Origin of the sequence: Streptomyces sp. NPDC088124, from assembly GCF_040685895.1 — a bacterium.
In the GTDB taxonomy this organism is placed as follows: Bacteria; Actinomycetota; Actinomycetes; order Streptomycetales; family Streptomycetaceae; genus Streptomyces.
This window is the reverse complement of record NZ_JBFBJB010000009.1, coordinates 148038-165156: the sequence shown is the minus strand read 5'-3', so window position 1 is coordinate 165156 and position 17119 is coordinate 148038. Positions and strand designations below refer to the sequence as shown.

Here is a 17119-nt window from a genome sequence, read left to right as displayed (position 1 = left end):
CATAGGGGGAGGCGACCGGCCGCACCATAGGGCGTCCCCCGGGCCGTGCGGGGTGCCGGACGCCGCGCCCCGCCCTCGTCCGGCGCCCGGTGCCGCGGTGTCTAGAACCCGGTGATGGAGCCTTCCACCACGTACGCGCACTCCGTGTAGAGGTAGCCCGGCTGGAGCTTCGCCTTGTCGGCGCCGGAGGACGTGGCCGTGCTGCTCCTGGACTTGTGCAGGAAGTACGTGGTGCCCGCCGGGAGGCTGATCGTCTTCTGCGGGTAGTTCGTGCCGCCCTTGCAGGCGCTGAACGAGGCGGATGTCGCGCTGGAGTACCGCGTACAGCTGCCGCACCCCTTGAGGGTGACGCGGCCGGTGACCGGGCCCGTGTACAGGACCTCGACGGCGTCGGGGCTGTCGTTCTTGATGGTGACCGAGATGGAGCCGCCGGAGGCGGTCGTGGGCAGCCGCTTGCCCGCCGCCGGCTCGTCCTTGGCGATCTCCGCCGCGATGGCGATCTTCTCGGCCCGCGCCCGGTTGCCGTCCTTCGCGTACGTCTTGACGAAGTCGTTCATGGTGGTCAGCGACGTCTCGAAGTCGCCGTCCCGGTACTGGTCGACACCGCACGCGTACGTACCGGAACGGATGTGCGCGTCCGCCTTGCCGGTGTCCTCGGTCAGCGCGTCGGCCACGCCCGCCCGCTCACCGGGGAGCGACGCCGTCTGGGCCCGGAGCGTGCGCAACTCCTCGGTGACGTCGCAGGGGTTGGAGCCCTTGAGGCCCTTGGCGGTCGTCCCGATCGAGGCGCGCACCGCGGGCTCGACCTTCGCCGCCTGGCCGGACTCGGGGAAGTCCGTGAGCAGTTCGCCGAGGTAGCCGCCGTCGTCCGACACGGAGCTGGGATTGCCGAGGACGCCGACCCCGCACTCGTACAGCGAGGTGGCGAGCCGGTCGTCGGGCCAGGTGACCAGGGAGCCGAGGCGCTTCTTGCCCACCGTGCCGGGAACCGTGCGCAGATACTTCAACGGGTCTATCGCGCCGCAGTAGTTCCGCTCGTCGTACGGGCCGCCGACCGCCTCGTAGTAGGCGGTCAGCCGGTTCGGGACGCGCGCCGCGGCCCGCGAGTCCGGGTGGTCCTCCTGGAGATCGCGGTAGGTGGTGAGCGCCTCCTCGAAGGAGGGTCGGGCCGTGGTGAACGGCTGGCTCCGCGCGCTCTCGACCAGTCGGTCGGCCTCGTCGAGGCGGTCCAGCAGCAGCTTCTGCGTGGCCTCTTCGCGCGCGCCGTCGTACAGCATGACGCCGCCGACCGGGGCGGCGAGCAGAGCGAGGCCGAGCGCGACGGCGACGGGCGCCCGCGGCGGCCAGGCCAGCGGAGTACGCAGTCCGACGGCGGCGCCGTGGGCGGCCGCCAGCACGAGGAAGAGGAGATAGACGATGAGCGCCCCGTCGGGAACGCCGTCGGGGTCGGCGGGCAGGGCGATCAGCAGCAGGATCCCGGTCGCCACCCAGCAGAGGACCATCGCGAGCCGGCGGCGCGCCAGCGCGTAACCGAGCCCAAGACCGCTGAGGTTGAGCAGCGCCACCGCGACGGCGCGCAGCGGGTCGGCCGGCCCGGGCGGCACGGCGGGCGGTGCGGGCGGTGGCGGAGGAGGCGGCGCCGCGAAGCCACCGGCCCCGCCCGCCCCGCCGTATCCACCCGCCCCGCCGTATCCGCCCGGACCACCGTACCCGCCCGGACCACCGGCACCGCGGTCTCCGCCGTACGCGCCGAAACCGCCGCGCTCCTCGGGCTCTCCGAACCCACCGGACCCGGTGGCCCCGCCGCTTCCGCCGAACCCGCCGGATCTGTCGGAACCACCCGTTCCGCGCTGCTCGTCCCAGGACATCGCGACCCCCCCAGTCGTCGAACACACCGTGTGCAGACCCGCATTGTAGTGCTCCTACCGGCCATGTCGGCCCTCTCGCGAACCTCCGCACGCGCACCCCCGGCCGTGGCCGGAACCTCCGTGGGGCGCCAGGGGCGGCTGCGGCCCACAGCCCATCCCCCGCGTCACGGAACCCTTGACAGGTCACACGGGGCTCCCTACTTTCACGGGGCAGTGAAACGATTCATTGCCGAGTCGTATCGGAGTCGCATGGTGATCAGCAGAAGACGACTGCTCGGTACCACCGCAACCGCCCTGGGCACGACCCTGGCCGCCGGACCCCTGCCCGCCGCCCGGGCCGCCACCCCCACCGCCGCCGCAGGGACGGCGGGGGACGCGACGGCGGCGCTCCGCGTCACCGCGCCGACCGTCGAGTACGGGCGCCGGCCACTGGGCCTCGACACCCCACACCCCAGGCTGAGCTGGCCGTTCGTCTCGGCTCGCCCCGGGGAGCGGCAGACCGCGTACCGGATCCGGGTCGCCACCGCCCCGCACCGCCTGACCCGGCCCGACGTCTGGGACAGCGGCAAGGTGGCCTCAGGGCAATCCGTCCTGGTGCCGTACGCGGGCCCGGCGCTCGCCTCCCGGACCCGCTACTACTGGACCGTGCGCGTCTGGGACGCCGACGGCGCGCCCTCGGAGTGGACCACCCCGACCTGGTGGGAGACCGGGCTCACCGACCCCGCCGACTGGTCGGCGCGCTGGATCGGGGCACCGGCCGAACTCGTCGGCGCGCCCTCCCTGGACGGCGCCTCCTGGATCTGGTTCCCCGAGGGCGATCCGGCGAGCGGCGCCCCCGCGGCCACCCGCTGGTTCCGTACGCGCGTCGACGTCCCGGCCGGTGTCACCCGGGCCCGCCTCGTCATGACCGCCGACGACGGATACACCGCCCTGGTCAACGGAGTCCAGGTCGCCCACACCGAAGCCGACGGACCCGCCGAGAACTGGCGCCGCCCCGCCCTCGCCGAGGTGACGGGCGAGCTGCGCCCCGGCACCAACGTGATCGCCGTGTCGGCCGTCAACGCGACCGAGAGCCCCGCCGGCCTGCTCGGCCTGCTGGAACTCACCACCGCCGACGGCGTACACGTGCTCCCGACCGGCTCCACCTGGCGCGCCACCGACCGGCGGCCCTCCGACGACTGGACGTCCGCCGGCTACGACGACGGATCCTGGCCCGCCGCCCAGGTCCTCGCCCCCTGGGGGTCGGGACCCTGGGGCCGGATCGCCGTCCCGTACGCCCCCGCCGCCCAGCTGCGCCGCGAGTTCCGCCTCCGGAACCGGCCGGTCGCGCGGGCCAGGCTCTACGCCACGGCCCTCGGCCTGTACGAGGCGCACCTCAACGGCGAACGCGTCGGCGAGGACCGGCTCGCGCCCGGCTGGACCGACTACAACAAGCGGGTCCAGTACCAGACGTACGACGTCACCGCCCTGCTCGGAGCCGGCACCAACGCGCTCGGGATCACGCTCGCGGCCGGCTGGTACGCCGGGAACATCGCCTGGTTCGGCCCGCACCAGTACGGCGAACGCCCCGCCCTCCTGGCCCAGTTGGAGATCACCTACACCGACGGCACGACCGAACGGATCGTCTCGGACGCCGACTGGCGGGCCGGCGCGGGACCGGTCACCTCCGCCGATCTGGTGATGGGCGAGGAGTACGACGCCCGGCGGGAGACCGACGGCTGGACGCGCGCGGGCTTCGACGCGGCGGGATGGCTCCCCATCGACGTCGCCGCCGCCCGGGTCCCCGCCGCACTGGTCGCGCAGATCGACGCCCCCTCCCGGGTGCGGACGGAACTCCGCGCCAGGCAGGTGACCGAGCCGAAGCCGGGGGTCTTCGTCTTCGACCTCGGCCAGAACATGGTCGGCACCGTCCGGCTGACCGTCTCGGGCGCCGCCGGAACCACCGTACGGCTGCGCCACGCCGAGGTCCTCAACCCCGACGGCACGCTCTACACCGCCAATCTGCGCACGGCCCGTGCCACCGACACGTACACCCTCAAGGGCGGCGGCACGGAGACGTACGAACCGCGCTTCACCTTCCACGGCTTCCGCTACGTCGAGGTGACCGGGGTTCCGGGCAGGCCGCCGGCCGACGCGGTCGTGGGGCGGGTCATCCACACCGCCGCGCCGTTCACCATGGACTTCAGGACGAACGTCCCGATGCTCAACCAGCTGCACAGCAACATCACCTGGGGACAGCGCGGCAACTTCCTCTCCGTACCCACCGACACCCCCGCACGGGACGAACGGCTCGGCTGGACCGGCGACATCAACGTCTTCGCTCCCACCGCCGCCTACACCATGGAGTCGGCGCGCTTCCTCACCAAGTGGCTGGGCGACCTGCGCGACGGCCAGCAGAGCGACGGCGCGTTCACCGATGTCGCGCCGATCGTCGGCGAGGACATCATCGGCAAAGGGGTGGCGGGCTGGGGAGACGCCGGAGTCACCGTCCCCTGGGCGCTCCACCAGGCGTACGGGGACACCCGCGTCCTGGAGGAGTCCTGGGCCCCGATGCTCGCCTGGCTCGACTACCTGAAGCGGCACAGCAGCGGATTCCTCCGCCCCGCCGAGGGGTTCGGGGACTGGCTCAACATCGAGGACGAGACGCCCAAGGACGTCATCGGCACCGCCTACTTCGCCCACAGCGCCGATCTCGTCGCGCGCACCGCCGAGGTCCTCGGCAAGGACCCGGCGCCGTACACCACCCTGTTCGGTGCGGTACGCGACGCCTTCCGCGCCGCGTACGTCTCCGCCGACGGCCGGATCAAGGGGGACACCCAGACCGCGTACGTCCTGGCCCTCTCCATGGACCTGCTCGCCGAGGCCGAGCGCGCGCCCGCCGCGGACCGGCTGGTCCAGCTCGTCGAGGCCAAGGGCGGGCACCTGTCGACCGGGTTCCTCGGCACGCCGCGGCTGCTCCCCGTCCTCACCGACACCGGACACATCGACGTGGCCTACCGGCTGCTGCTCCGGCGGACCTTCCCCAGCTGGGGGTACCAGATCGACCGGGGCGCCACGACCATGTGGGAGCGCTGGGACTCCATCCGTCCCGACGGCACGTTCCAGGACGCCGGCATGAACTCCTTCAACCACTACGCGTACGGCTCGGTGGGGGAGTGGATGTACGCCCACATCGCGGGCATCGCGCCGGGCGCTCCCGGCTTCCGGAAGATCATCGTCCGGCCGCGACCCGGGGGCGGGGTGACGGAGGCGAGCGGGCGCTTCGACTCCCTCCACGGACCGGTCACCACCCGCTGGACGACCGGCTCCGGCGGCTTCCGGCTCACGGTCGGGCTGCCCGCCAACACCACGGCGGAGGTCTGGATCCCCACCACGGACCCGACGCGCGTCCGCCACGGGGAGACCCGGCTCCTGCGCACGGCGGAGGGCTGCGCGGTGTACGCCGCGGGACCGGGCACCCACCACTTCGCGAGCTGAGCCACCGGCCCGCCGGATCACGCGCCGGGGCGGGCGCTCACGCGGGGCGCTTCCGCCGCGCGTGGGCGCCGCCCCGGCGGCGTGGATACGTGCACAGCAGAAAGATGGTGGCGAGTACGGCGACGGCCTCCGCGACGACGGTCAGCCGCTTCTCGCCGTACCAGATTGGCTCGTACATATTGGGGACCGGGCCCAGCTCACCGACGTCGACGTAGCGGTAGATCAGCAGCAGCGCCAGGCCGCCCGTCGCGACCAGCCAGGCGAAGAGATCGCCGGGCACCCGGCGCCAGACCAGGACGAGCAGTGCCGCGAGCGCCGCGAGCCCCGCCTCGGCACGGAACAGGTCGCCCTGGCTGATGCCGGAGGAGACGGTGTCGTACCGGTCCGCGAGATGCGCGTGCAGATACGCGTCCACCGCCAGCCCGGCCGCGGCCAGCACCCTCGCCACGGCGCGCAGCTTCCACAGGGTCCGCCGCCGGCGCGGGGACGGCGGCGCGGCGGACGGGGTCGAGGACATCGTTCCTCCCGGGCTCGGTGGCCGTACCTCCCCCGCCGCACGGCCCCCCGCCGCACGACACCTCCCACTACACGGCACGCCCCGACGCCGGGCCACCGGACGGAGCCGTCCGACGTACCGGCGTACGGGCGTAGCTCCGGATCGGTATACGGACATACCGGTGTACCGGCATGTCGTCATATCGGCATACGGGAGTTGGCGGCCGGTTGACGTACGGAGGCGGTGGCCGTGCCCAGCGGGCCCGGTCCGCTGTTGACCTGGTGGCCGAGCCGGCGCGGTGACGCGCCGACGCGGTCGCACAGCAGCGATGCGGTCGCACAGCAGCGACGCAGTGACACAGCAGTGACGCAGTGAGGAGTCTGACGGCGTGAATCCGAGCGACAAGAGCCTGTGGAACCTGCCGGCCCCGCGCCCGCGCCGCCGCATCGGCCGCTGGTTCGCGCTGGCGGCGGCGCTCGTCGTGCTGGCCACGGCCACCGGGGGCGGCTGGCTGTACACCCGGCTCAACGGGAACATCCAGGGCGCGGGGGTGGCCGGAGCGCTCGGCGACAACCGTCCGCGCGCCACCCAGGGCGGCGAGAACATCCTGGTCATCGGCTCGGACAGCCGGGCCGGGACCGGTGACGCCTACGGCGGAGGACTGACCTCGATGCAGTCCGACACGCTGATGCTGCTGCATGTCGCCGGCAGTGGCCGGTGGGCCACGGTGGTCTCCTTCCCGCGTGACTCCTGGGTCTCGATCCCCGCCTGCGACCAGGGCGGCGGCGCCACCTCCACCCCTCATCACTTCAAGATCAACCAGGCGTTCGCGATCGGCGGCTTCCGCGGGGACCCGGCCAAGGCCGCCGCCTGCACCATCAGAACGGTCGAGGAGAACACCCGGGTCCGTGTCGACCACTTCGTGATCGTGGACTTCCGGGGGTTCACCGGCATGGTCGACGCCCTCGGCGGCGTCGAGGTCTGCCCCATGGCGCCGATCCACGACACGAAGGCCGCCCTGCATCTCGAAGCGGGCTGCCAGACGGTCAGGAACGAGCAGGCGCTGGGGTACGTACGGGCCCGCTACAGCCTCGGCGACGGTACGGACCTCGGCCGGATCGGCCGGCAGCAGGAGTTCCTGCGCGCGCTCGCCGCCAAGGCGAAGGCCGCGCTCCACCGGCCGGCGGCGCTCTACGGATTCCTCGACTCCGCCACCGGGGCGCTCACCACCGACCCCGAGCTGGCCGGCCTCGGTCCGCTGCGCGAGCTGGTCGCCGCCCTCAGGAGCCTGCCCACGGACCGGATCTCGTTCCTGACCGTGCCCAACTACCCCCGGCAGCGCGATGTGCCGGCCGACACGGCCAACGTTCTGTGGCACCCGTCCGCCGCCCGGACGCTCTTCACCGCGCTCACCCACGACCGGGAGCTGACCCCCGCCCGGCTGGAAGCGGCGACGCCGCCGCTGCCCCCGGCGGCGGGCACCGTGGCGGTGACCGTCCTCAACGGCACCGATGTCCCCGGCAGGGCGCGCGAGACCGCCGGCCGACTGCGGGAGCTGGGCTTCCGTATCGCCGCCACCGGCAACGCCCCTTCACCGGCGGGGAGTTCCTCCCTCACCTATCCCGAGGGGCTCGCGGACCAGGCGAAGACACTGGCAGCGCGGCTGCCCGGCCTCGACCCGGTCCCGGACACCGGGGCGGCCCCTGGGGCGGTGACGCTCACGGTCGGCCCGGACCTGCCGGAGCCCGCGGGGTGACCGGCCCCACGGTGGCCCGTCACTCCTGGTGGAGCGTGACCAGGGTGGTGTACGCGCCCTGGAGGAACGCCTGGTCGGCGGCGGGGGTGCTGTTCGCCAGGGCGACCACGGCCGTGCGCCGCTCCGGGACGAACCCGGCGAAGGCGGTGAAGCCGCGGGTGCCGCCGGAGTGGTGGTAGACCGCGCCGTCCGGCCGGAGACGGATGTTCCAGACGAGCCCCAGCCGCCGGGTGCCGCCGCGCAGGGCGAGCCGGGGCCGTACCGCGTCGGCGAGGGCCAGGCGAAGAGGGCCGCTTGCCGTCTGGAGGGAGCCCCCCACCGCGCCGGGAGAGCCCCCCGATGCCCCGTCCGCCAGGGCGTCGAGCAGGGTCAGCAGATCGGGCGCGCTGGAGCGGAGCGCGCCCGCGCCCGGGAGGCCCGGGATCAGCCAGGGCGGGCGCGGTCTGCCGTGCCAGTGGCCGGTGGCCTGCGCAAGGCCCGGGGCGCACCCGGTACGGCGCAGCCCGAGCGGGCCGAGGACCCGCTCCGCGAGGAGGTCCCCGTACTCCGGGCCGCCCGGCGCGGCCCGGGTGAGCAGATGACCGAGCAGCCCCACACCGAAGTTGGAGTACCGCACCCGGTCGCCGGGGCGGGCGTGCGGCCGGGTCCTGGCGAGGGAGCGCAGCAGGTCGTCGGTGGTGAACGCGGCGTACGGATTGGCGAACCACTGGGACGCCGCCCCGGCGAGCAGCCCGGGTGGCAGCCGGGGCAGCCCCGCGGTGTGGGTGGCGAGATGGAGCAGGGTGATCGGTCCGCCGCGCTGCCGGGGCAGCACCTCGGGCGGCAGGAACCGGCCCAGCGGATCACCGTGGGCGACCTCGCCCCTGGCGGCCTGTTCGGCGAGGAGCAGCGCCGTGAAGCACTTGGTGAGCGAGCCGATCTCGAACCGGGTGTCGGCGGTGACCGGTTCACCGCCGCCGAACGCGGTGGCGCCGTACGGCACGACGGCCCGTTCGTCGCCCCGGCGCAGCGCGACCACGACCGCGCAGGCGCCGCGGGCCGAGGCGGCGAGGGCGGCGGCCGGGCCACGCGCCCACTCGGGGCTCACCGGCCGGTGCCGAGGGCGCGCGCGACCGTGAGTGTGCCGGCGACGGCCGCCACCACGGTGGTGTGGTGGTGTGTCGCGAAGCGTTCGCCGGCGTCGGCGTCGACCGGTCGGCCGTCCCTGGGCAGCAGTCCGTCCTCGTGCTGGACGGCGGCCAGCCGCGCCCAGTCTGCGGGGTCGCGGTGCGGCTCGGGCAGACAACCGCCCACGATCATCAGCTCGGCCACCAGATCCCATTCGCCGATCTCGGCCCAGATGTCGATCCAGGCCGGCAGCCAGCGGGTGAGGTAGCCGGCCAGATCGGCGGGCAGTTTCCCGGGCAGCCGCCCCCAGTCGGTGATGTGGAAGACGGTGTGCGTCATGTGGTACGCGGTCATCCAGTCGATGAGCCACGGTTCGGGGAGCGCGCCCAGCCAGGTCGCGCGGGTCAGCCGGTCCCAGTCGACGGCGCGGCCGCCTCCGTCGAATCCGCTGATGCGCGCCGCGTTGGCGACGGCGAGACGCCGGTTGGGCAGCTGCTCCATGGCGCGTGCCGAGCGCAGCGAGGTGGTGTGGTCGAGCAGCCGGTCCAGGGCTTCGTGACGGTAGCCGCTCCGCGCGAAGTGCGCGTACGTCTCCAGCGGGTCGCTCATCAGCGGATAGCGCAGCAGCCGCTCATGGAGCATGTCCCCGCAGCCGAGCTGCTTCCAGGCGAAGTCCAGCAGTTCGCGGGCGAGCCGCAGCTCCGTACTGCCGGCCACCGACTCCCGCAGGACCAGCGAGGCGGCGAGCGCGGTCTCGCCGAGCGGCTTGTAGACGGTGTCGGGTTCGGCGAGTTCGGCGGTGGTGTCGGGCGGGAGCGCGCCGTGCTCGCGGTGGGTGTGCAGCCAGTTCAGGGCCCGCAGGCTGACGCGGTGGGCGTTCTGTGTGACGGACATGGCCATCGGGTCTCGGTCCGATCGGGGCGGTGCGGAGTGGTACGGGACGGGCGGCGGCCGGGGCCGCCGGGGTCGTGCGGTGTCGCGGTGCCGTACGGTGTCGCGCTGTCGTGCGGGGGCGCGGTGCCGCACGGGGTCGTGGGGATGCACGGGGTCGTGGGGATGCCGGCGCCGGACCGGCCGGGCCGCTCAGCCGGACCCGAGCAGCCGGCCGGCGATCGCCGTGTCCAGCGCGAGCCGGTCACCGCCCGCCAGCAGGGAGATGTGCTCCACGAGCGGCGCCGGGTCGAGCGGGATCCGTACCCCCTCGCTGTGCAGCCAGGCGAGCCAGCGGACGATCCGGGCGGCGGTCGGGTAGTCCCGGCGCAGTACGGCACGGGTCGCCCCGCGCGCCAGGCCGAGCGGGGAGCTGCGCGCCGCGTCGTGCACCGGGCCGTCCAGGCCGGGCAGGGCCAGCGTGGAGAGCTGCCCCATCGTCACCGACCAGGCGGCCCAGGCGTCGCCGTCGTCCGCCGCCGGCCCGGCGGGCGGGGGAGGCGCGGGCCGGACCGGGGTGGGACGCCCGTCGCCGCCGCGCGCCCGCTCGCCGTGGGTCTGGTCGGAGAGGACGGCCAGCAGGGTGAGGGTGCCCCAGTCGCGCCACGCCATCAGCCAGGGGCCCGCGGGCCCGGCGGGCGGCGGAGACGTGACGTCCCGCGCGGGCGGCAGCGCGCCGAAGGCCAGCGCCACCGCCTCCGCGTCCCGGGGGTGCACGGAGGCTCCGGCCAGCAGGGCGGGGGCGAGGGTGTCCGCGCCGAGGATCCTGATGGCGGCCAGCGCCGCGCCGGGATCCGGCGCGCTCTCGACGTGTTCGGCGACCATGGCCGTGCCCCCGGCGCCCCGAAGGGCGCCGAGGGCACGTCGTGCCAGGCCGGCCGCTGCTTCTTGATAGGAGGTCCGCGACCGGTCGGGGCTCATCGGCCCTTCGGCTCCTTGGGCTCCTTCGGGGAGAGAAGGGCCAGCAGGAGCAACACGCCGGCCGCTTCCGGCGCGTACACGGGCGCGTCGCTCAGGGGTGCCTCGGGCTCGGCCATCGCCGCTCCCAACGCCTCGATGTCCAGGGTGATCTCAGTCGGCCTCATGGTTTGAGAAAGCATGGTGGGCTCCTCATGTAGATGCCACGGCCCTGACTGGCCGTGCCGCTGCCAACTTTAGGTAAAGGTCGATAAATCGACCAGTTGAGACAATAGTTTGATGATTCATTCCGTATGTCCGTTCGGGGTTGAGTGCCCGTCGGAGATGTGGAACGGGACCGTCGTCACGACGATCTTCGGCAGCGGCCGGAGCGCGTGCCGCAGCCGCCCCGCCAGCGGACTGTGCAGAACGCGGTGCCACCAATGGCGCACGACGATCTCCGGAATGATGACGGTGATGGTCAGATCCGGCCGCTGACGGTGCAGCGACTCCACATAACTGATCAGGGGGGTGACGATCGCACGGTACGGAGAGACGATGATCCGCAGCGGCAGATGGTTGCCCCACAGCAGCCATGCCTGGCGGAACCGTTCTGCGTCCTCGTCGCTCGTGCTGACGTGCAGGGCGAGGACGGGCTGCTGGAGCGAGGCGGCGTAGGCCAGGGTGCGCATGCTCGCCCGGTGCAGTGAGTCGAGCGGGACGACGGACAGGTGGAGGATCTCCTCGGGGGACTCCTCCGCCTCGGCGTCCTCGGTCACGTCCAGGGGCCCGTCGGTCTCCTCCGTATCGGTCCCCTGCGCGGCGCCGGCGGCCACCGCATCGCGCGCCGCCCGCGGGGCGATGGTGCGGCTGGGAATCTCGATCTTCTGGGGCCGCAGCCGCAGCGCCTCGGCGACCCGGGCGTAGTGGCGGTGGATCCGCGTCGTCACCAGCAGGAACACCCCCACCGTGAGGATCGCGACCCACGCGCCCTCGGTGAACTTGGTGATGCCCGCCGTGATGAAGACGAGCGCCGACAGCACCGCGCCGGTGGCGTTGAAGCAGAGACTCTGCCGCCAGTGCCGGTCCCTTCGGCGCCACCAGTGCACGACCATGCCGCTCTGCGACAGGGTGAAGGCGAGGAAGACCCCCACGGCGTACAGCGGGATCAGCGCCGCCGTGTCGCCGTCGAACGCCACGTAGACCAGCACCGCCGCCACGGAGAGCGCGATGATGCCGTTGCTGAACGCCAGCCGGTCGCCCAGCCTCAGAAAGATCCGCGGCGCGTGGTTGTCCCGCGCCAGTTGGTAGAGCACCCGGGGGAAGCCGTTGTACGCGGTGTTCGCCGCGAGCAGCAGCACCAGCGCCGTCGCCGCCTGGGTGAAGACGTACATCCCGCCGGAGCCGAAACTCCGGTGCGCGAGCTGCGAGAGCACCGTCTCGTCCGACCGGGGGACGACCCCCTCCAGATGGGTCATCGCGATCGTCCCGGCGAACAGGGAGATGAGCAGCCCGATCATCCAGGACAGCGTCGTCCGCGCGTTGCGCCAGGGGACCGGTTTGAACACGGGTACGGCGTTGGAGATCGCCTCGATCCCGGTCATCGCTGTCGCCCCGGACGCGAACGCCCGCATCACCAGCAGCAGTCCCACCCCCTCCACCGCGTGCAGCGGCGGATGCGGGACGGGCTCGAAGCCGCGCCCGGCCGCGTCGTACAGACCGAACGCCACCAGCGCGAGGATGGCGACGATGAAGGCGTACGTCGGCGCCGCGAACAGCGCGCCCGCCTGTCTGACCCCCCGCAGGTTCCCCGCCAGCAGGACGACGATGACCAGCACGCCGATCGGCACCACGTCCCCGGAGAGGCCGGGGACGGCCGAGGTGACCGCGGCCATCCCGGACGACACGGAGACCGCCACGGTCAGGACGTAGTCCGTCATCAGCCCCGCCGCGGCCACCAGACCGGGGATCCGCCCCAGATTGTCCGTCGCGACGATGTACGAGCCGCCGCCCTGCGGGTACGCCCGGATCGTCTGGCGGTACGACAGTCCCACGGCCAGCATCAGGAAGACGATCGCCAGCGACACCGGCACCGAGTAGGCCAGCCCCGCCGTACCGCCCAGCACCAGCACCGCGAGCAGCGCCTCGGGGCCGTACGCCACCGAGGAGAGCGCGTCCGCCGAGAGCACCGGCAGCGCCACCAGCTTGCGCATCCGCTCCCGGACGACCGCGGTGGACCGCAGCGGCGCGCCCAGCACGGCCCGCCGCAGCCGGGCCCCGAACCCGGGGGAGGGGGCCGGTTCCGCACGGCTCGCGGCCACGGTCGTTCTCGGCGGCCCGCCGACCGTGGTGACCCGGACGAACCTGCCGAAGCGGGGCGGCACGATCTGCTCGGGCTCCGGGTAGCTGCCGAGGTCCGGGTCGACGGGCAGCGCGCCCCGCCAGGCGGCCGGCGCGGCGGACACGCGCCCCCATTCCTGCCCGATCAGCCGCAGCGTCTCGTCGTCCCTCCGGGAGGGCTGAATATCCGTCACGCCGACGAGTCTCTTCGCCGGACCGCGCCCGCCGCTCCGGCTGCCGCCCGCGACACACACCCTCGCACGGCGACAACCCGTACGGCCGAACCCGGCCGGCGGCCCTCGGCCGGCCGGGGGAGAAGCAGCCCTCAGGAGGCGGACCTCGGCAGTCCCGGAGGGTTCAGCTCCGAGGACGGCACGGCCTCGTCCGTCAGTCCCCACCGGGCCAGGACCTTCCCGTACGCCCCGTTCTCGATCACCGTGTTCAGCGCCTCCTGGACGGGCCTGATCAGACCGTTGCCCTTCTTGGCGGTGGCCGCGATCTCGCCCTGGACCGCGTCGCCGGCCCCCGAGAACGTACCGATGATCTCGGTCTGTCCGGTGGAGGCGGCGTGGTACGCGGCGACCGGGTTGGGGCCGAAGTACGCGTCGAGACGGCCGGAACCGAGCGCCAGGTAGTAGTCGCTGCTGTTCTGGTAGATCTTGATGTCGGTGGGCTTCAGCCCCTTCGCCACGTTGGCCTTGCTCCAGTCGACCAGCAGTTTCTCCTGGTTGGTGCCGGAGCCCACCCCGATGGTCCGGCCCGCCACGTCCCGGGGTCCCCGTACCTTCCAGCCGGAACCCTTCTTCGCCTCGAACGCGATGTTGTCGAGCCGGTAGGTCGCGAAGTCGTACTTCTCCTTGCGCTCCTCGGTCACGGTGATGTTGCTGAGCCCGAGGTCGTACTTGCCGCTGTCGAGCCCGACGAAGATATTGGCCCAGTCGACCGGGTGGTAGCGCAGTTTCAGCCCGAGCACGTCCGCGACGAGCGAGGCGATGTCCGGCTCCACCCCGATCACGGTCCTGTCATCGGTGGCGTAGAAGGTCAACGGGGGTACGGAGCCGGCGGAGTTGGTGACCTCCAAGGTGCCCCTCGCGCGGATCTCCGCCGGGACGAGGGCGGCGATGGACGCCACCTCGGGGGTGGACACCCGCTTCTGGTCGGGGCCCAGATTGATCTGGAGCCCCTTCCCGCCGCCGGCCCCGGCGGCGGACGCGGCGCCGCCGCCCGGTTCCGGGCCGGTCCCGTCGGCCGGGTTGCCGCAGGCGGTGAGGGAGAGGACGGAGACGAGACCGAGCAGGGCGGCGGTGACGGCGCGGGAAGAACGGCGGGGCGGCACAGGGGCTCCTTGTCAAGACGGCGGAGGAAGGGGACGGGGGAGAGAGGCGAGCGGGGACGGAGGAGGGGAGAAGGGACAGGGGACAGGGGACAGGGGACAGGGGCCGCGGCGGATGCCGGTGGCCCTCAGAGGACCTTCGACAGAAAGGCCTTGGTACGGGCGTGGCGCGGCCGGTCCAGCACCTCCGCGGGCGGACCCTGCTCGACGATCACACCGTCGTCCATGAAGACGACGGTGTCGGCCACCTCGCGGGCGAAGCCGATCTCATGGGTGACGATGATCATCGTGGTGCCGCTGCGGGCCAGATCCTTGATCACATCGAGGACCTCGCCCACCAGCTCGGGGTCGAGCGCCGAGGTCGGCTCGTCGAAGAGCAGCACCTTCGGCTCCAGCGCGAGCGCCCGGGCGATGGCCACCCGCTGCTGCTGGCCACCGGAGAGCTGCCGCGGATAGGTGCCCGCCTTGTCGTCGAGTCCCACCCGCTCCAGCAGCGCCCCGGCCTGCGCGACCGCGGCCGCGCGGGGCCTGCGCAGCGCCGAGACCGGCGCCTCGATGATGTTGTCGAGCACCGTCAGATGCGGGAAGAGATGGAAGTTCTGGAAGACGAACCCGATGTGCAGACGCTGCCTCAACACCTCCCGTTCCTTGAGCTCGTGCAGTGTGGACCCGGAGCGGCGGTAGCCGATCAGCTCCCCGTCGATGCTGATGTGACCGCGGTCGAGCTTTTCGAGATGGTTGATGCTCCGCAGCAGTGTCGACTTGCCGGAGCCGGACGGGCCGAGGATGACGGCGACCTCCCCGGCGCGTACCCGGAGATCCACCCCGCGCAGCACGTCGAGGGGGCCGAAGCTCTTGTGGACGCCGCGTATGTCGACCATGGGACGGGAGTCCGCCGGCGGTGTGGGCGCGCCGGCCGGTTCGGGGACGGGGGCCGTGGTCATTTCTGGAAACCTCCGGTGGCGGCGGCAGCCCGCATCCTGTGGGTGAAGGCCCTCGCCCGCTGGAGCGGGGTGGCCGGGGGAGTGCGCTCGGCGCCGCGCGCGAAGTGCCGCTCCACGTAGTACTGGACGACGGAGAGCAGTGTGGTCAGCAGGATGTACCAGACGGTGGCGACCATCAGCAGCGGTACGACCCGCCCGTTGCGGCCGTAGACCACCTGCACCTGGTAGAACAGCTCCCCGATGGCCATCACCGAGACGATCGAGGTGCCCTTGAACAGGGAGATCACCTCGTTCGCCGCGTTGGGGAGGATCCCGCGCATCGCCTGCGGCAGCAGGATGCGCCGGAGCTGCCGTGCCCGAGGGATGCCCAGGGCCGCCGCGGCCTCCAACTGCCCGCCGTCGACGGAGATGATCCCGCCCCGGACGATCTCGGCGGCGTACGCGGCCTGGTGCAGCGCGAGACCGATGACGGCGGCGGAGAGCGCGCCGACCAGGTTCATCGTGTCGAAGCTCCACAGCACCGGGCCGAACGGGATGCCCACCCCCAACTCCTCGTAGAGATAGGCGAGGTTGAACCAGAACAGCAGCTGGACGATGAGCGGGATCGAGCGGAACGCCCAGATGTACGTCCAGGCGACGGTCTGGAGGATCACACTCCTGCTCAGCCGCATGAAGGCGAGGACCACACCGAGGGCGAAGCCCAGCACCGTTCCGTAGAGCGTGAGTTGAAGGGTGACCCAGACGGCCTTGAGGACCGTGTCGGCGGTCAGATAGAGGAAGAAGGTGTCCCACTCCCAGCCCGGGTTGGTGACCAGGCCGTGGGTGAACTGGGCGACGAGGACGAGCGCCGCCACACCGGCCGCCCAGCGCCAGTAGTGGCGTGCGGGGACGACCCTGAGCGCCTCCGAGGCTTCGGGAACGGCGGCGGATTCGGGGGCAGGGGCGGTCGCGGAGGCGGTGGAGGCCGCGGCGCCGGATACGGTGGTCATCGGGGGCTCCTGCCGGCTACTTCTGCTCGGGGGGACTGATCAGGGACTCCTCGATGGCGGATTCGCGCGTCCCCCACTTGTCGAGGATCTTCCCGTACGTACCGTTGCGGATCAGCTCGTTGACGGCCGCCTGGAACGCCTTCGGCAGCGGGGATCCCTTCGTGAACGCGAACCCCACGTCGAGCCGGTGGTACTCGTTCAGGAACCGGGTACCGGCGGCGGGCTGGGCCGCCTGGTGGCGCAGCCCGTTGATCGTCGACATCACCACGTCGACCCGGTTCTGCTGCAGACTGGTGAGCAGCGACCCGTTGTCCGAGTAGACGTTCACCTTGTACGGCTTCCTGCCCGTGGCGGCGCAGACGCCCTTCCCGGCTTCGAGCGTCGACTCGAAGGTGGTGCCCGCGCCCACCCCGACCGAACGGCCGCAGAGCTGGTCGAGCCGGGTCACCCTGCCGAGGCTCGTGTCGTCCTCACGGACGGCGAAGCCCTGTCCGTCATTGATGTACGTGACGAAGTCGATCGTCTTCCGGCGCTCGTCGGTGACACCGAAGTTGCCCGTGCCCACGTCGTACTTGCCGCTGCCGAGCGCGGGCAGGATGGCGTCGAAACTCGCCTGCTGCCGCGTCAGCCGCACACCCAGCAGCTTGCCGACGGCATCGGCGATGTCGACGTCCTGACCGGCCAGGGTCCTGCTCGACGCGCTGGGGAAGTAGGAGCTGGGCGCCGCGCCCACGGAGGCGCCGAGGGTCAGCGTCCCCCGCTTCCGCACCTCCTCGGGCAGCAGCTTCGCCAGCGCGGGGTTCTTCTCCAGCGCGGCGGTGACGTCCTCCGAGGGGGCGGACGCGGCACCGGACGCGTCCTCCCCGGACGCCGCGTCCGCACCGCAGCCCGCCAGGAGCGGCAGCAGCAGGGCGGCCACCAGCGCGCCCGCCGCGGTGCGGCGCGCGGGCCGGGACCGGCCCGGGATCGGGGTGCGCACGGG

Annotated in this window: 13 protein-coding genes; 2 read left to right on the top strand and 11 right to left on the bottom strand. The window is 72.8% G+C overall.

All coding sequences use genetic code 11. The annotated features are described in order from the left end of the window. Positions 1-101: 101 nt before the first annotated feature. Positions 102-1868, bottom strand: coding sequence for a hypothetical protein (locus AB0P17_RS10195; RefSeq protein WP_365809362.1), 1767 nt, complete (start codon positions 1866-1868; stop codon positions 102-104). Between the two features lie 252 nt (positions 1869-2120). Here AB0P17_RS10195 and AB0P17_RS10190 point away from each other — a divergent pair, with 252 nt between their 5' ends. After that, on the top strand, positions 2121-5345 hold the full coding sequence (locus tag AB0P17_RS10190) for an alpha-L-rhamnosidase (RefSeq protein ID WP_365809456.1): 3225 nt from the start codon (positions 2121-2123) through the stop codon (positions 5343-5345). Positions 5346-5382: 37 nt separating this feature from the next. Here AB0P17_RS10190 and AB0P17_RS10185 read toward each other — a convergent pair whose 3' ends face one another. Further along, positions 5383-5862 carry a hypothetical protein gene (locus AB0P17_RS10185; protein ID WP_365809360.1) on the bottom strand — a complete coding sequence of 160 codons (480 nt, stop codon included), beginning with the start codon at positions 5860-5862 and terminating at the stop codon, positions 5383-5385. Positions 5863-6229: 367 nt separating this feature from the next. Here AB0P17_RS10185 and AB0P17_RS10180 point away from each other — a divergent pair, with 367 nt between their 5' ends. Further along, positions 6230-7597 (top strand): LCP family protein, encoded by a 1368-nt coding sequence (locus tag AB0P17_RS10180; RefSeq protein ID WP_365809358.1) that lies wholly within the window; start codon positions 6230-6232, stop codon positions 7595-7597. 19 nt (positions 7598-7616) lie between these two features. On the opposite strand, the gene AB0P17_RS10175 is transcribed toward AB0P17_RS10180, so the two are convergent. The 9 genes from AB0P17_RS10175 to AB0P17_RS10135 form a co-directional block, all read right to left on the bottom strand. Beyond that, positions 7617-8684 (bottom strand): serine hydrolase domain-containing protein, encoded by a 1068-nt coding sequence (locus AB0P17_RS10175; protein WP_365809356.1) that lies wholly within the window; start codon positions 8682-8684, stop codon positions 7617-7619. Further along, a complete protein-coding gene (locus AB0P17_RS10170) occupies positions 8681-9604 on the bottom strand; it encodes a hypothetical protein (RefSeq protein ID WP_365809354.1) in 924 nt (307 codons plus the stop codon). The genes AB0P17_RS10175 and AB0P17_RS10170 overlap by 4 nt, the downstream gene beginning before the upstream one ends. Before the next feature lie 183 nt (positions 9605-9787). Further along, positions 9788-10555: a hypothetical protein gene (locus AB0P17_RS10165; protein WP_365809353.1), complete on the bottom strand. Its 768-nt coding sequence runs from the start codon at positions 10553-10555 to the stop codon at positions 9788-9790. Next, positions 10552-10719: a hypothetical protein gene (locus AB0P17_RS10160; protein WP_365809351.1), complete on the bottom strand. Its 168-nt coding sequence runs from the start codon at positions 10717-10719 to the stop codon at positions 10552-10554. The genes AB0P17_RS10165 and AB0P17_RS10160 overlap by 4 nt, the downstream gene beginning before the upstream one ends. Positions 10720-10836: 117 nt before the next feature. Continuing rightward, on the bottom strand, positions 10837-12744 hold the full coding sequence (locus AB0P17_RS10155) for an APC family permease (protein WP_365809454.1): 1908 nt from the start codon (positions 12742-12744) through the stop codon (positions 10837-10839). Between the two features lie 452 nt (positions 12745-13196). Then, entirely contained in the window at positions 13197-14207 is a 1011-nt protein-coding gene (locus tag AB0P17_RS10150; protein ID WP_365809350.1) for an ABC transporter substrate-binding protein, read from the bottom strand. A 125-nt stretch (positions 14208-14332) separates the two neighbouring features. Further along, positions 14333-15085 (bottom strand): amino acid ABC transporter ATP-binding protein, encoded by a 753-nt coding sequence (locus AB0P17_RS10145; RefSeq protein WP_365809452.1) that lies wholly within the window; start codon positions 15083-15085, stop codon positions 14333-14335. 59 nt (positions 15086-15144) lie between these two features. After that, positions 15145-16137, bottom strand: a complete 993-nt coding sequence (locus tag AB0P17_RS10140) for an amino acid ABC transporter permease (protein ID WP_365809348.1) — start codon at positions 16135-16137, stop codon at positions 15145-15147. Positions 16138-16153: 16 nt separating this feature from the next. Next, entirely contained in the window at positions 16154-17116 is a 963-nt protein-coding gene (locus AB0P17_RS10135; RefSeq protein WP_365809347.1) for an ABC transporter substrate-binding protein, read from the bottom strand. Positions 17117-17119 lie beyond the last annotated feature (3 nt).

What these genes read in the sequence shown, in the direction of transcription:
- AB0P17_RS10145 (WP_365809452.1), bottom strand. Translation starts at nt 15,085, where the DNA reads ATGGTCGACATACGCGGCGTCCACAAGAGCTTCGGCCCCCTCGACGTG.
- AB0P17_RS10140 (WP_365809348.1), bottom strand. Translation starts at nt 16,137, where the DNA reads ATGACCACCGTATCCGGCGCCGCGGCCTCCACCGCCTCCGCGACCGCC.
- AB0P17_RS10155 (WP_365809454.1), bottom strand. Translation starts at nt 12,744, where the DNA reads ATGCGCAAGCTGGTGGCGCTGCCGGTGCTCTCGGCGGACGCGCTCTCC.
- AB0P17_RS10165 (WP_365809353.1), bottom strand. Translation starts at nt 10,555, where the DNA reads ATGAGCCCCGACCGGTCGCGGACCTCCTATCAAGAAGCAGCGGCCGGC.
- AB0P17_RS10170 (WP_365809354.1), bottom strand. Translation starts at nt 9,604, where the DNA reads ATGGCCATGTCCGTCACACAGAACGCCCACCGCGTCAGCCTGCGGGCC.
- AB0P17_RS10195 (WP_365809362.1), bottom strand. Translation starts at nt 1,868, where the DNA reads ATGTCCTGGGACGAGCAGCGCGGAACGGGTGGTTCCGACAGATCCGGC.
- AB0P17_RS10185 (WP_365809360.1), bottom strand. Translation starts at nt 5,862, where the DNA reads ATGTCCTCGACCCCGTCCGCCGCGCCGCCGTCCCCGCGCCGGCGGCGG.
- AB0P17_RS10160 (WP_365809351.1), bottom strand. Translation starts at nt 10,719, where the DNA reads ATGAGGCCGACTGAGATCACCCTGGACATCGAGGCGTTGGGAGCGGCG.